The organism is Klebsiella sp. GFKo11 (assembly GCF_056490265.1).
The window spans coordinates 5,659,800-5,674,673 of the sequence record NZ_CM151369.1; the positions used below are offsets into that span (position 1 = coordinate 5,659,800).

Below are 14,874 nucleotides of genomic sequence, written 5' to 3' on the forward strand. Positions count from 1 at the left end.
GATATGAATACCCTTCCCCTTTGGTGGCAAAACGGCGTTATTTATCAAATCTATCCGAAGAGTTTCCAGGACACGACCGGTAGCGGTACCGGCGATTTACGCGGCGTCACTTCACGCCTCGACTATCTGCAAAAGCTCGGCGTTGACGCCATCTGGCTGACGCCATTCTACGTCTCGCCGCAGGTCGATAACGGCTACGACGTGGCCAACTACACCGCTATCGACCCGGCCTACGGCACGCTGGACGACTTCGACGAACTGGTGGCTCAGGCGAAGGCGCGAGGCATGCGTATCGTGCTGGATATGGTGCTAAACCACACCTCCACCGCGCACGCCTGGTTCCAGGAATCACTCAACAAAGAGAGCCCGTATCGCCAGTTTTATATCTGGCGCGATGGCGAACCGACCACCCCACCGAATAACTGGCGTTCCAAGTTTGGCGGCAACGCCTGGCAGTGGCATGCGGAAAGTGAGCAGTATTACCTGCACCTGTATGCCGTTGAGCAGGCGGACCTGAACTGGGAAAACCCAGAGGTGCGCGCGGAGCTGAAAAAGGTCTGTGAGTTCTGGGCCGATCGCGGCGTCGACGGCTTGCGCCTTGATGTAGTGAACGTAATTTCCAAAGGGCAATCCTTCCCGGATGACCACCAGGGCGATGGTCGCCGCTTTTATACTGATGGTCCCCGCGCTCATGAGTTCCTGCAGGAGTTCAGCCGCGATGTGTTTACCCCGCGCGGCCTGATGACCGTTGGCGAGATGTCCTCCACCTCACTGGAACACTGCCAGCAGTACGCCTCGCTCGACGGCAAAGAGCTGTCGATGACCTTTAACTTCCATCACCTCAAAGTGGACTATCCCAACGGCGAGAAGTGGACGCTGGCACGCCCGGACTTTGTGGAGCTGAAGTCGTTGTTCAGCCACTGGCAGCAGGGGATGCACAATCGGGCCTGGAACGCGCTGTTCTGGTGTAACCACGATCAGCCGCGCATCGTTTCCCGCTTCGGCGACGAAGGCGAGTACCGCGTCCCGGCGGCGAAAATGCTGGCGATGGTGCTGCACGGTATGCAGGGCACGCCGTATATCTATCAGGGCGAAGAGCTAGGTATGACTAATCCGCACTTCACGCGCATCACCGATTACCGCGATGTGGAGAGCCACAATATGTTTATCGAACGCGCGGCGCAGGGTCAGGATGCCGATGAGCTGCTGGCGATTCTGGCGAGCAAATCGCGTGATAACAGCCGTACGCCAATGCAGTGGAGTAGCGATGAAAACGGTGGTTTCAGCGCAGGCGAGCCGTGGATTGCGCTGAGCGATAATTATCGCCAGATCAACGCCGAAGCGGCGCTGGCCGATCCGCAGTCGGTATTTTATGCCTACCAGCAGCTGATTGCGCTGCGCAAAAGCACACCGGTGCTGACCTGGGGTGATTATCAGGATCTGTTGCCAGAGCATCCATCGCTGTGGTGCTATCGCCGCCAGTGGCAGGGGCAAACCCTGGTTGTCGTCGCTAACCTGAGTCGCGAGTTCCAAAGCTGGCAGCCGGAAGGCATTGACGGCGACTGGCGGGTGCTGATGAGCAACTATGCAGAAGCCGCTAACCGCCCATCCGACATGACCTTGCGCCCGTTTGAAGCAGTGTGGTGGTTGCAGGAGTAAGTGAGCTCCAGGCTACCAGGGTTGCCGAATCGAGTGATCGGGTAGCCCGGGTAAGGCGTTTACGCCGCAACCCGGGAAAAACCTTCCCCCGCTCGCGCTACGCTTAGCGGGGCTACAACTGCCGGACAGCACCCGCTGGTTTTCGGTAGCCCGGACAGGCGCGTCAAGCGCCGCCTCCGGGAAGAAGACGGTAGAAACATTAGATGCGGTCCGCCGCTGACAACGTCGCACTGGCTTCCGTCGGCGTTGAAGCCTGCTCCTCTTTCGCCTTCAGGCGATCCCATGTGCGGAAGAACGGATAATAGATAACCAGCGAAATCGCCAGGTTCACCACCTGTAGCACCGCGCCGGAAATATGCCCTCCCGTCGCCAGGTACCCGCTCATAAAAATAGGCGTGGTGAACGGCAGCGCTATCCCCGCAGGCTTGACCACCAGTCCGGTCGCCATTGCGGTATAAGAGACAATCACCAACAGCACTGGCGTCAAAATAAACGGCAGGAAGAAGTACGGGTTCATCACCAGCGGAATGCCGAACACCATGGGCTCGCTGATATTAAACAGCGCACCCGGCGCGGCGATTTTCCCCAGCTGTTTCATCTGCTGACTGCGGCTGCGCAGCAGCATAAAGATCACCAGCCCCAGCAGCGCCCCGGTACCGCCTGGGGCAATCCACAAATCATAAAACTGCTGAGTAATGATATGCGGGATCGGCAGCCCGTTCTGAAACGCTTCAAGGTTCTCCGACATATTCGACAACCAAACCGGGCGAATAAACACCAGCACGATAGTGTCGCCGTGCAGCCCCAGGGTCCACAGAATACCAATCAGGATCACCGAGATAATCATCCCCGGCAAAGATCCGCCGACGTGCGACATTGGAATACCAATCAGCGTGGTGATCATGCTATTGATATCGCCGAACGGCGAAGCTTCGACAATCAAACGCAGCGCCAGCACAACGGCCAGCACACAGAAACCGGGGATCAGGGCGAGGAAAGATTTCGCCACCGCAGGCGGTACGCCATCCGGCATGCGGATCACCAGATTACGGCTGGCTACCAGACGGTAGATTTCAGTGGAGAGCAGCGAAATCACAATCGCCACAAACAGCCCCTGACTGCCAATCATCCCCACCGGCAGCACGCCTTTAACGATTTGCGCCGCCGAGCCATCTACGGGGGTAAACAGCGTCACCTGCGGGATGGTCATGACAAACGCCACCAGCGACATCGCTCCGGCGCTTAGCGGATCCAGGGTACGATATTTTTCCGCCAGTCGGTAAGCAATCCCGAAGGCTGAGATCAGCGCCATAATGTCGTAGGTCGCTTTGACGGGGTACAGCATCTTGTCGCGCCAGGCATCACCAAACATGCTGGCCATCATCTCGCCGTAACCCGGAATCGGCAGATAAGCAAAAATCAGGAAAAACGAACCAATCAACATAAACGGCATATTGAGAATGATGCCGTCACGTACCGAAAGGACGTGCTTCTGGCCGCCGATTTTCAGCGCGGCGGGCATGACATAACGTTCAATAAATGAAGTACGAGACATAATGGTATCCCCGAAGGCGGAAAAGTTTAGTTAAACTGCGTTAACCAGGGGCGGTTGAGGGTTAACACCTCATCAAGCAGCGCCTGGGCATCGGTCACATTGCCGACCAGTGGATTACTCACCAGCGCCAGCAGCGCGCTATCGCGACAGCCATGGACCGCCGCCTCAATCGTCAGCCGCTCAAACGCCTTCACCTGTTGGGTTAGCCCGTTCATCACCGGGGGCAGCGCGCCAAAAGCCAGCGGACGTGCACCTTGCGCATCAATGATGCTATTAATCTCCACTACCGCATCATCGTCAAAACCATGAATCGCACCGTTGTTACGGGTATTCACCACCATCTCTTTGCCAAGATTATTGTGGATGGCGTTAATCAGCTCCACCGCCACTTCGGAGTAATAAGCCCCGCCGCGAAAGCTCAGCTGTTCGGGCTTTTCATCCAGCTCGGGCCGGGCGTAAATATCAAACAGCTCCTGTTCCACCTTCATCACCTGCTCTGCACGGGTGCCTTTGGTTTTCGCCGCTTCAATCTCTTCCGCCAGCATGGTCGGGGTTAGCCAGAAATAGCGATGATACGGACACGGAATCGCCTTCAGCGCCCGGAGAAACTTCGCAGGCCACGGCAGCGATTTGATATTGTTCATCGACAGCGACTGACCATCGCACAGCATGTCGAGCACCTTGCCGGTCACATCTTCCCGCCCCTGCATCACCTTATGTACCCAGACCATATGATTCAGCCCGGCGAAACTCAGCCTGACCTCCTCTTCTTTCGCCTCCAGCATGCCGGCAATCATGTGCTGCATATTGATCGGCACGTTACACAGGCCGATGATTTTCGCTTTGCTGTAGCGGCTGACCGCTTCCGTCACTATCCCTGCCGGGTTAGTAAAGTTGAGGATAAAGGCATCAGGCGCCAGCTCTTCAACCTTGCGCGCGACCTGCAAAATCACTGGAATGGTGCGCAGGGCTTTGGCAAATCCGCCGACGCCCGTGGTTTCCTGGCCGAGCAGGTTGTACTTCAACCCCAAACGCTCATCCGCCGCTCGCGCCGCCAGCTGCCCGACCCGCAGCTGGGTCAGCACAAATTTAGCGCCGCGGATGGCCTCATCCAGAGCAAAATGCACGCTGACCTTCACCTGTTCAAGACCGTTACGTTTTAGCATGCGCTGGGTCAGCGCGGCGATAATCGCCACTTTCTCGCGCCCGGCCTCAACATCGACCAGCGCCAGCTCCGTCACCGGGATCTGCTGATGGCGAAGGATAATCCCTTCAATAAGTTCCGGCGTATAGCTGCTGCCGCCGCCGATAACGGCAATTTTCAATGCTTGCATGATGGCCTCATTTTTGGCGTACAGATCCCCGCACGCAGCCGCAGTGGCTTCGTGAAATGAACGCGGTGATGGGAAAGAGTTAGTGGTTCAGTAGCGCGAGCGCTTTATCCAGAACGGCGGCCCCACGCATCATGCCGTAATCCGCCATATCGATCACCGCAACGGCTTTACCGTGCGGCGCGGCAAGTTCCGTCAATCTGGCCGCTTCATATTTCACCTGTGGCCCCAGTAAAATCACATCAGCATTCGCTAACTCGCGTTCAAACTCGGCGACGGGAACGGCATAGATCTCCAGCGTCAGCGCGCGCTGTTGCGCCTCGGCCTTCATTTTGTTGACCAGCATACTGGTGGACATTCCGGCGGCGCAGCACAGTACAATACGTTGCATCATTCCTCCCGTTGGGTTTTGCTTGAGCGATCGCTAAATAGACACCATCGACTATATGACGAGGTGAGGTATGGGTGAAGGCTATATGAAAATTTTTTTCATGTACGTGATCGGAACGTAACTTTTCACCCTTTTACTCATGCAAAAAAAGCAAAGTTGATAATAAACCCAGGCATCACGAGTGATTAAGTGGTATAAAAAGCCATCATTAATTGAAAAATATTTTCATTCCGGTGATGACGGAGATAAGGGCTGAGACCATGGATATCGTAGGGCAGTTGCAGGAAGGGATGACTCGCTTTAGCGCTCAGGAATCGAGAGTCGCGGCGTTTATTCTGGAGAATTTAAGCTTTACCGCCAGCGCATCAATTGATGAACTGGCGATACGCGCTGGCGTCAGCCCGGCGACCATTACCCGCTTTGCTCGCTCCGTGGGCTGCGATGATATCCGCGATTTGCGCAAACAACTGGCGCAGGCCTGCGAACGTCGCACCAGTTGGCTCAGCGAAGACAGTGCAACGCTGCCCGCCGCATGGCGCGATAAGCTCAGCCTGATTAACGAAAATCTGGAGCAGCAGCTGGTTGGCACCCCGGAAGCCACGCTGCAAAAATTGCGTACCCGTCTGCAGAATGCCCGCGCCGTACACTGTTTCGCCCTTGGCGCTCAGGACATCGCGCTGGCGACGCTGCTTCAGCATCAGCTGCTGTCGATAGGGATCGTGATTAATCTGTGTCAGGACAGCGCCCTGATGCGCATGATAGCCAGCTCGCTCAGCGACGATCATCTACTGCTGGTGCTGGCAACCGGCGAAGCTGATGCTATTTTGCAAGGCGCTACCCTGCTGGCCCGCGTACAGGAAGCGACGATTTTTGCCCTCACCCCGGCTAATCATGCGTTGAGCAATATGGCTTCCGCCCTGCTGCCGTTGCCTGAAAATGCGCAGGCCGCGCGCTACGCTATGCTGCTGCTGGTCGACCTGCTTAACGATACGCTAATCGCCTGAAATCCCTCTTATCGGCCTGAGCAATAGCTGTTCAGGCCCAATTTTTGCTTATTAAATAGGCAGATAAATTTACATTAAGCGCTAGCGCCCATCATTGCTACTCTCCTCTTTTTACTTTGTTCTGCATCAATAAAATTGCAAACATCTTTGATGCAAAGCACTACATATAGAACTTAAAATGCGCCCCGGCCCTACATATTGTATTAATAGTCTATTATGTCACCACAACCCATCGTACTCTGGCGGTGATGGGATGTGGATAAAAAGGGCCGGAATCGAAGGGAAGCGGCGGCAGCTGTAGCGTCTCATGACTTCGGTTGACCTTCCGCCACTGTGGATAACCTGTTCTATAAAAAAGTATGGAGTGATCATGACACCGCATGTGATGAAACGCGATGGCTGTAAAGTGCCGTTCAAGTCAGAGCGCATTAATGAAGCAATTCTACGTGCAGCTAAAGCAGCGGGAGTCGATGACGCAGACTATTGCGCCACCGTCGCAGAAGTCGTTAGCCAGCAAATGCAGGGCCGCGCCCAGGTTGATATCAACGAGATCCAGACCGCCGTTGAGAACCAGCTGATGTCCGGTCCGTACAAACAGTTAGCGCGCGCCTACATTGAATATCGCCACGACCGCGATAGCCAACGTGAAAAGCGCGGTCGTCTGAACCAGGAAATTCGCGGCCTGGTTGAGCAGACCAACTCGGCGTTACTCAACGAAAACGCTAACAAAGACAGTAAAGTCATCCCGACCCAGCGCGACCTGCTGGCGGGTATCGTCGCCAAGCACTACGCGCGTCAGCACCTGCTGCCCCATGACGTGGTGATGGCCCACGAGCGCGGCGTGATCCACTATCACGACCTCGACTATTCGCCGTTCTTCCCGATGTTTAACTGTATGCTGATCGATCTGAAAGGCATGCTGACCCAGGGCTTTAAGATGGGCAACGCCGAGATTGAGCCGCCGAAGTCTATCTCTACCGCAACCGCGGTAACGGCGCAGATTATTGCTCAGGTCGCCAGCCATATTTATGGCGGCACGACCATCAACCGTATTGATGAAGTGCTGGCGCCGTTCGTTGCCGAAAGTTTTAACAAGCATCGCAAAATTGCCGAAGAGTGGCAGATCCCGGATGCCGAAGGCTATGCCCGTTCTCGTACCGAGAAAGAGTGCTACGACGCCTTCCAGTCTCTGGAATATGAAGTGAACACGCTGCATACCGCTAACGGGCAGACGCCGTTTGTAACCTTCGGTTTCGGCCTCGGCACCAGTTGGGAATCGCGTCTGATTCAGCAGTCCATTCTGCGTAACCGCATCGCGGGCCTCGGTAAAAACCGCAAAACGGCGGTGTTCCCGAAGCTGGTATTCGCGATTCGCGACGGCCTGAACCACAAGTTTGGCGACGCTAACTACGATATCAAACAGCTGGCGCTGGAGTGCGCGAGCAAGCGCATGTACCCGGATATCCTCAACTACGATCAGGTTGTGAAGGTAACCGGTTCGTTCAAAACTCCGATGGGCTGCCGCAGCTTCCTCGGCGTGTGGGAAAACGAAGACGGCGAGCAGGTTCACGATGGCCGTAACAACCTCGGCGTTATCAGCCTCAACCTGCCGCGCATCGCGCTGGAAGCGAAAGGCGATGAAACTGCGTTCTGGAAACTGCTGGACGAACGTCTGCAGCTGGCGCGTAAAGCGCTGATGACCCGTATCGCCCGCCTCGAAGGGGTGAAAGCTCGCGTTGCACCGATTCTGTATATGGAAGGGGCCTGCGGCGTGCGTCTGAAAGCGGACGATGACGTTTCTGAAATCTTCAAAAACGGTCGTGCGTCGATTTCTCTTGGCTATATCGGCATCCATGAAACGATCAATGCGCTGTTCGGTGACGAACATATGTACGACAGCGCTGCGCTGCGCGAAAAAGGCGTCGCCATCGTTCAGCATCTGCGCGAAGCAGTAGACCAGTGGAAAGACGAAACCGGCTACGGCTTTAGCCTGTACAGCACACCGAGCGAAAACCTCTGCGACCGCTTCTGCCGTCTGGATACCGCCGAGTTTGGCGTGATTAAAGGCGTGACCGATAAAGGTTATTACACCAACAGCTTCCACCTCGACGTGGAGAAGAAGGTGAACCCGTACGACAAAATCGATTTTGAAGCAGCCTACCCGCCAGTGGCTAGCGGAGGTTTTATTTGCTACGGCGAGTACCCGAATATTCAGCACAACCTGAGAGCGCTGGAAGACGTGTGGGATTACAGCTATCAGCACGTGCCGTATTACGGGACCAATACGCCAATCGATGAGTGTTACGAGTGCGGCTTTACCGGCGAGTTTGAGTGTACCAGCAAAGGCTTCACCTGCCCGAAATGCGGCAACCACGATGCCTCCCGCGTGTCGGTGACCCGTCGGGTGTGCGGTTATCTCGGCAGCCCGGACGCCCGCCCGTTCAACGCCGGTAAGCAGGAAGAAGTGAAACGCCGCGTTAAGCACCTGGGTAACGGGCAGCTCGGTTAATTCTTCCCCTCACCCTAACCCTCTCCCCAAAGGGGAGAGGGAATCGCCCAGTCGCTGTTTGACCATTCGGAAGCCGTTCCCTTTACAAATGCAAAACACGCCCAACGTTTTCGCAAAGCAATTAGCGTCAGAGCAAGGCGGCAAACGAGGGAATCCCCGGGAGCGTACATTAAGTACGTGACCGGGGTGAGTGAGCGCAGCCAACGCGGCTATGGCGTTAATTGAGAAGCGAAAAATGAATTATCATCAATACTATCCCGTTGACATCGTCAATGGCCCCGGCACCCGCTGCACCCTGTTTGTCTCCGGCTGCGTTCACGAATGCCCCGGCTGCTACAACAAGAGCACCTGGCGGCTAAATTCCGGCATGCCGTTTACTGCCGAAATGGCCGATCGCATCATTGCCGACCTCAATGACACCCGCGTTAAGCGCCAGGGGATCACGCTTTCCGGCGGCGACCCGCTGCATCCGCAGAACGTGCCGGAGATCCTCAAGCTGGTTCAGCGCGTCCGCGCCGAGTGTCCCGGCAAAGACATCTGGGTATGGACCGGCTACAAGCTGGACGAACTCAACGCCGCGCAGATGCAGGTGGTGGATTTAATCAACGTGCTGGTTGATGGTAAATTTGTGCAGGATTTAAAAGACCCGGCGCTGATCTGGCGCGGCAGCAGCAACCAGGTTGTGCATCATTTACGTTAATTCCAGCATGTCGCTCATCAGTTAATCCTCACCATCCCGCCTTTGATGGTCAGCATCCCGCCACCATCCACGGTTTGCATCGCGCTGGCTTTGCTGGTCAGAGTCGCCTTAGCTTCATGGCTGATAGTTGCGGCTTTCTGGGTCAGCGAGGCTTTGGCTTCACTGGCGATGTTGGTGGCATCCAGCTTCATGCTGCCCAACGCGCTGGCGTTAAGACCCGCCCCGCTCTTGATGTCCAACGTTTTACCGCTCTCCAGGGTGAGCGTGCCGCTGACCTTAATCGTCAGATTGCCGTCGACGTTCAGGGTGTAGTTGCCCTTCACTCTATGCGTCTCGTTGCCGTCGATGGCATGTTCCTGATCGCCCTTCACCGTCACGCTGCGTTTATTTTTCACACTCAGGATCTCATCATGGCCAACGGTGGTTTTGCTGTCGTTAAGCACGGTGAGCTGGAAATCCTTCTGCGCCTGCATCGCCAGCAGTTCGGCGTCTTTTTTGTCGTCGAAGCGCAGCTCGTTAAAGCCTTCTTCGCTGTGAGTTTTGATGCCGGACTGGGTTTGATTGTCCGGGAGCGCATACGGCAAGGCATTCGCGCCGTTGTACACGCAGCCGGTAATTAACGGCTTATCCGGGTCGCCGTCGATAAAGCTCACCACCACTTCCTGACCGATGCGCGGGATAAACTGTGCGCCGAAGCCGTTGCCGCTCCAGGCTGTGGCGACCTGCAGCCAGCAGGAGCTGGATTCGTCGTTTTTGCCTTCCCTGTCCCATGGAAACTGCACCTTTACCCGGCCCAGGTTATCGGTCCAGATCTCCTCCCCCTGCTTGCCGACCACCGTCGCCGTTTGCGTATGCATAAACGGCTTCGGCGTGGCGCACTGCGGGCGATACGGCGTGGCCTTCGGGATGGCGGTAAAGCGGTTGCGATAGCGCTCGCCGTCGTACTCGTGGCTAACGGTGGTGATTAGCCAGTTGATGTTTAGCGCCTTGTCGTCGTGATCGGTTAACGTGAACCAGTGCCCGGCCATCAGCGCCGCGCAGTCGCTTTCACCGACCAGCCGTTTGGCCTGCGCGAACAGCGCCGCTTTCGGCTGCTCATAGCTGAAATCGCTGGTCTGGCCCCCCTGCAAAGTCGCCTGCAAACGCAGCTCTGCCGAACGAATCATTCCGCTTTCTCGTGCGCTGCTTGATGCTGCCTGATACTTCACCTTTTTATCACCAGTAATCGGCGGGAAGGCGCTGTTATCATCCGCCAGCACCAGCGTGTGCTTGCCTTCTTTATGGGTAAAGAACCAGAAAATTCCCTCCTGCTCCAGCAGCCGCGAGACAAAATTAAAATCGCTTTCGTTATATTGCAGGCAATATTCACGTTTTATTGGTTTGCTTTTCAGCTGGAATTTATAGTCGCTAAATCCAGCGTCCTTAAACACCTTCTCGACGATCTCCTGCACGCAGAGGTTCTGAAACACACGATCATGGCTGGCAAGCGTCAGCCACCACAGCCAAGGGCGCAGGACAAACTGGTAGCGGTCGGCGTTACTGGTCGCCGGAAGCTGGTGCACCTCGGCAATCAGCCCGTCGTAATCAGCGTTGTTGATGGTGGCGGTAAGATGGGTTGCCAGCGCGGTGTCAAGGGTTAGCGGCGCGGAGGTGGTTCCCGCGACGGTGGCGGCGGTCAGGCCGTTAAGTTGGGAATCGGTATGGGCGGTCGCAGCGGTAAGGCCGGCTAGAGTTGGGGCGGTGAGTTTTATGATGGTGGAATCTGGCATGGGGAATTCCTTTTATTTTTGAGTGTCTTTTAATATTTTTTCATCCGGCACGCGATACACCACCGTGGTCATCCGTGCTAAAAACGCCGGACGAAAATGACGCAACAGTTCCTCTCGCAATTCCTCATTAAACCGCTCGCTATTTAATTCAGAAGCCAACGTGTCGAGAACCAGCTCCGCGCCGACATTGCTGGTCACCAGCATTACCGTATTTTTGAAATCAACGATCAGCCCGGTGCCATCTTCCATCACGCCTCTGTCGAAAACGTTATAGAACGCTTCCAGCACGTCCGGGTGCGCTTTTTCGATTTCATCAAGCAGCACCACCGAATACGGGCGGCGGCGCACGGCTTCGGTTAACGCTCCGCCGCTGCCGTAACCGACGTAGCCCGGCGGCGCGCCTTTCAGCTGACTGACGGTATGCGCTTCCTGGTATTCAGAAAGGTTGATAGTGATCAGATTGCGTTCGCCGCCGTACAGGGCGTCGGCCAGCGCGTAGGCAGTTTCGGTTTTGCCGACGCCGGTTGGCCCTACCAGCAGGAACACGCCGACCGGCTTTTGCGGATCGGTCAGGCCGCTGCGGTAAGCACGCAGCCGCTGGGCAATGGTTTCCAGCGCGGTTTGTTGCCCCTTCACCCGCTCGCTCATCCGTTCGACCAGCGTACGCAGGGCGTGGGCTTCATCAGTCAGCATCTGGCTGAGCGGGATGCCGGTCCAGCCGCCGATCACCGCCGCAACGGTGGCGGGATCCACGCAGTCCGGCACCTCGTCATGCTGCACCAGCGCCACTCGCGCACAGGCGGTGTCGAGCACGCTGATGGCTTTATCCGGCAGCTGACGTCCGGAGATGTAGCGCTGGGAGAGGTGCACCGCCTCGCGAATAGCGGTATCGAGGATCTGCACCCCGTGTTGCGCCTCCAGCTTGTCGGCCACCGCCCGCAGCATAAGCACTGCGCTGTTCTCATCCGGCTCTTCAATCTGGATGCGCTGAAAACGCCGGTCCAGCGCCGGGTCTTTCTCAAAGTACTTTTTGTACTCCAGCCAGGTGGTGGCGGCGATAGTGCGTAATTCACCGCGCGCCAGCGCTGGTTTCAGCAGGTTGGCGGCATCGCTGTCACCCGCGCCAAGAAGCGTGTGGGCTTCGTCGATAAACAGAATAATCGGCTGCGGGGATTTTTTGACCGCCTCAATCACCCCTTTCAGCCGCTGCTCAAATTCCCCCTTCACCCCCGCACCGGCCTGCAACAGACCGAGATCGAGGGCCAGCAGCGATACGTCACGCAGCGGCGGCGGCACGCTGCCTTCGGCAATGCGTCGCGCCAGCCCCTCAGCGACGGCGGTTTTCCCCACGCCTGGCGCGCCAACCAGAATCGGGTTGTTTTGCCTGCGGCGCAGCAGGATGTCGATACACTGACGGATCTCCGCATTGCGCCCGATGATCGGATCGATCCGCCCTTCCCGCGCGTCCCGGGTCAGATCGTGGGTGTATTGATCCAGCACGCCACCTTCCCGCTCCGGGTTTTCTCCCGTATGCGTGTCGCTTACTTCTTCAACGGAGCCACGACACCAGCTTTGCCACTGGCTTTCCATCACCCCAGCCGGAAGCTGCAACAGCAGCGGCATCCCTTGCGCCAACTGGGCGCGCAGACGTTCTCGGGTGAGTAAGGCTTGCAGCAACAACGCTGAACGGACCTTCAACAGGCGCTGAAAAGCCGCCAACAAAACCGCCCCTTCCAGCAATTCCACCAGTTGCACGGAAAACACCGGCATCCGCGTGCAGCCGGTTTTAAACTGCGCCTGGGCGCTGCGGATCTCTTCACGCAGCGTATCGACGGAAATCGCCGCGCCGCTCAGGCAATACGCGAGGTCGCAGTGTTCATCATCCAGTAGCGCCAGCAGCAGATGCTCCGGCTCAACAAACCAGTGTCCCTGCGCCCGGCTGCGTTCGGCGGCCTGCTCCAGCGCACGAAAGCAGACCGGATTGAGTCGTTGTACCAACGCTTTTAAATCCATTTTTGATTCTCCTCAAGATGCTGTTGGCGGCGCGAGTCGAATGAATGACTTCACCATCAGCGACCTTTCTGGTCCATCGCCATATCCCAGACCGAAGAGACGTTGCCTTTTTTCTCACCATCCAACTTCTGAGCAACGATTTCCCATTTAATTTTGGTAAAGTTCAGCGACATCGTTTCGATCGGCTTGCCGCCGGAACCGCCGCTGACGCTCAGGTGGGAGATGATCACGTTGGTTAAGGTGTAGACGATAAACGGCAGCATTTTACCGTCATCATTACGGCACAGCGTTAATATCGCCGTGGGGATATTTTTTCCGCTACAGCAGTACTCATTGAGCACCGGCGTGGAGAGATCGATAAATTTGGTCAGCGACATTTCACCAACATGCACTCGCCCCGAGGTGCGCTCAGTGTTACTGACGTCGTTGGTAACCTGCATTGCCACGTTATGGCTGAAGGACATTATTTCTATCTGATCTTTAAATCCATCAGCCTGGCTTTCGCCTTTAATGCCATCGCTCAGCTTTAAAAAAATCGCATCCATGGCCTATCTCCTTACTTGATCAGATGGGGATGTCGATTGGCTGGATAAATCAGCTAAAAGACCCACCATCAACGGAAGTTCTTTTTCTTAATCATGCTACCTATTTTCCTGGCACAGATTATTTTTATGCACAGATTCCTAATGCAGCTGACTTTATGCTGAATGTTCCCTGCATATTTAATATTTTTTTAATGCAATAGTATTCCTTATGCTACTTCTGTCGTACTCTCATTCTCAAAAAAATATTTACGAATAGTTATATGCAATATAAAAAACACAACCAAAAATAAATATCAACTTTATTTTTCACTTTTCACACCAAATCAATACATTTGATAAAAATCAATTAACTAAAAATTAACCAATAAAAATCAACAGTATAACCAACGGAAAATAAAAATTATTATATTTACATGCAAAATCATTCACCAAATCAATTTATGATATGTTAAAATTTTTATTCTGTAATATGTAATGAATAATGATTTGAATCAAAAAACAAACCACCGTCATTAATTATCTTCTTTATAGTGACATCCCCCTAAATAAATCAGAGAGATATTAAAATAATTTCACATATCGCCAGAATAATATCTCTCATTTTTTAATTTTACTGAATAGCCGCTTTTCATTCTGGCAAAACTGCTGTCCGAACAGGAATAATCAGGAGGAAAACGATGGAGCATCTTCAGGCATCACCAGCCACGATTCAGACGGATAACCTCAGTGCAGACGCGATCCGCTGCTCACCGGAGATGGACAACACCACCGCATTTGCCCATCGGGAGCAGGCGTATCAGATGATTAAACAGGTGGCGGATTATCTGGCGCGCACCGAGCCGCACAGTCCGGTACCATATTTGCTGTACCGCGCTTTTGCCTGGGGGCACACGCCGCTACCGGAGCTGCTCTCAGAACTGATTACCGGCGATGAATCCGCCCGCCGATTGTGGCGGCAACTAGGGGTATTACCATGAGTTGTCCAGGAGTCTGTACCGGCGCATTGTTGCAGTGCTCATTTGGCGTTGCGCCCTCAACACTGATGGTTATGCCTATCAACCGCACACTCGTCAGCGGCCTGCCGATGGCGAATATTATGGATAACAAACCGTTTGTGAACATTATGCCATTCGGGATGTGCCTCAGTATTGCCAACCCGACGGTTGCCGCCGCCACCGCAGCAGCGCTTGGCGTCCTGACGCCGATGCCCTGTATTCCTGCAACGCCCGCACCATGGATGCCCGGTTCGCCAACGGTGCTGGTAGGAAATATGCCCGCCCTCACCGCCCAGTCGCAGTTAATCTGCATGTGGGGCGGGGTAATTCAAATTAGTTTTCCGGGACAGGTGACGACGGTCGTGGCGTGATTTTGTGAACGGTGACAGATGCATAAAACGTG

At 55.2% G+C, this 14,874-nt stretch carries 12 protein-coding genes; 6 read left to right on the plus strand and 6 right to left on the minus strand.

Annotated features, from left to right (window positions below; all coding sequences use genetic code 11):
• Window positions 1-3 precede the first annotated feature (3 nt).
• A complete protein-coding gene (gene treC / locus AC07P6_RS27170) occupies window positions 4-1,659 on the plus strand; it encodes an alpha,alpha-phosphotrehalase (RefSeq protein WP_478315100.1) in 1,656 nt (551 codons plus the stop codon).
• 199 nt (window positions 1,660-1,858) lie between these two features.
• Here treC and celB read toward each other — a convergent pair whose 3' ends face one another.
• From celB to AC07P6_RS27185, 3 genes are all read right to left on the minus strand, one after another.
• Window positions 1,859-3,214, minus strand: coding sequence for a PTS cellobiose transporter subunit IIC (gene celB, locus AC07P6_RS27175; protein WP_478315101.1), 1,356 nt, complete (start codon window positions 3,212-3,214; stop codon window positions 1,859-1,861).
• A gap of 26 nt (window positions 3,215-3,240) precedes the next feature.
• On the minus strand, window positions 3,241-4,548 hold the full coding sequence (locus AC07P6_RS27180) for a 6-phospho-beta-glucosidase (RefSeq protein ID WP_478315102.1): 1,308 nt from the start codon (window positions 4,546-4,548) through the stop codon (window positions 3,241-3,243).
• Window positions 4,549-4,627: 79 nt separating this feature from the next.
• Window positions 4,628-4,891: a PTS sugar transporter subunit IIB gene (locus AC07P6_RS27185; RefSeq protein WP_249421906.1), complete on the minus strand. Its 264-nt coding sequence runs from the start codon at window positions 4,889-4,891 to the stop codon at window positions 4,628-4,630.
• A gap of 305 nt (window positions 4,892-5,196) precedes the next feature.
• Between AC07P6_RS27185 and AC07P6_RS27190 the strand changes: the two genes are divergently transcribed.
• The 3 genes from AC07P6_RS27190 (at window position 5,197) to nrdG (ending at window position 9,149) form a co-directional block, all read left to right on the plus strand.
• Complete coding sequence (locus AC07P6_RS27190; RefSeq protein ID WP_182235880.1) at window positions 5,197-5,940, plus strand: MurR/RpiR family transcriptional regulator; 744 nt, start codon at window positions 5,197-5,199, stop codon at window positions 5,938-5,940.
• Between the two features lie 370 nt (window positions 5,941-6,310).
• Window positions 6,311-8,449: an anaerobic ribonucleoside-triphosphate reductase gene (gene nrdD, locus AC07P6_RS27195; protein ID WP_110276594.1), complete on the plus strand. Its 2,139-nt coding sequence runs from the start codon at window positions 6,311-6,313 to the stop codon at window positions 8,447-8,449.
• 235 nt (window positions 8,450-8,684) lie between these two features.
• Window positions 8,685-9,149 carry an anaerobic ribonucleoside-triphosphate reductase-activating protein gene (nrdG, locus tag AC07P6_RS27200; protein ID WP_014227659.1) on the plus strand — a complete coding sequence of 155 codons (465 nt, stop codon included), beginning with the start codon at window positions 8,685-8,687 and terminating at the stop codon, window positions 9,147-9,149.
• A gap of 17 nt (window positions 9,150-9,166) precedes the next feature.
• On the opposite strand, the gene AC07P6_RS27205 is transcribed toward nrdG, so the two are convergent.
• Genes AC07P6_RS27205 through AC07P6_RS27215 form a run of 3 tightly spaced genes read right to left on the minus strand, consistent with a single transcriptional unit; the run spans window position 9,167 to window position 13,476 of the window.
• Complete coding sequence (locus tag AC07P6_RS27205) at window positions 9,167-10,918, minus strand: type VI secretion system Vgr family protein (RefSeq protein WP_478315103.1); 1,752 nt, start codon at window positions 10,916-10,918, stop codon at window positions 9,167-9,169.
• 12 nt (window positions 10,919-10,930) lie between these two features.
• Window positions 10,931-12,931, minus strand: a complete 2,001-nt coding sequence (locus AC07P6_RS27210) for an AAA family ATPase (RefSeq protein WP_478315104.1) — start codon at window positions 12,929-12,931, stop codon at window positions 10,931-10,933.
• A 56-nt stretch (window positions 12,932-12,987) separates the two neighbouring features.
• Complete coding sequence (locus AC07P6_RS27215; protein WP_478315105.1) at window positions 12,988-13,476, minus strand: Hcp family type VI secretion system effector; 489 nt, start codon at window positions 13,474-13,476, stop codon at window positions 12,988-12,990.
• Window positions 13,477-14,153: 677 nt separating this feature from the next.
• Here AC07P6_RS27215 and AC07P6_RS27220 point away from each other — a divergent pair.
• Together AC07P6_RS27220 and AC07P6_RS27225 are read left to right on the plus strand one after the other, a co-directional pair.
• A complete protein-coding gene (locus tag AC07P6_RS27220) occupies window positions 14,154-14,453 on the plus strand; it encodes a hypothetical protein (RefSeq protein WP_434660432.1) in 300 nt (99 codons plus the stop codon).
• Window positions 14,450-14,842, plus strand: coding sequence for a DUF4280 domain-containing protein (locus AC07P6_RS27225; RefSeq protein WP_478315106.1), 393 nt, complete (start codon window positions 14,450-14,452; stop codon window positions 14,840-14,842). The genes AC07P6_RS27220 and AC07P6_RS27225 overlap by 4 nt, the downstream gene beginning before the upstream one ends.
• The last annotated feature ends 32 nt before the right edge of the window (window positions 14,843-14,874 follow it).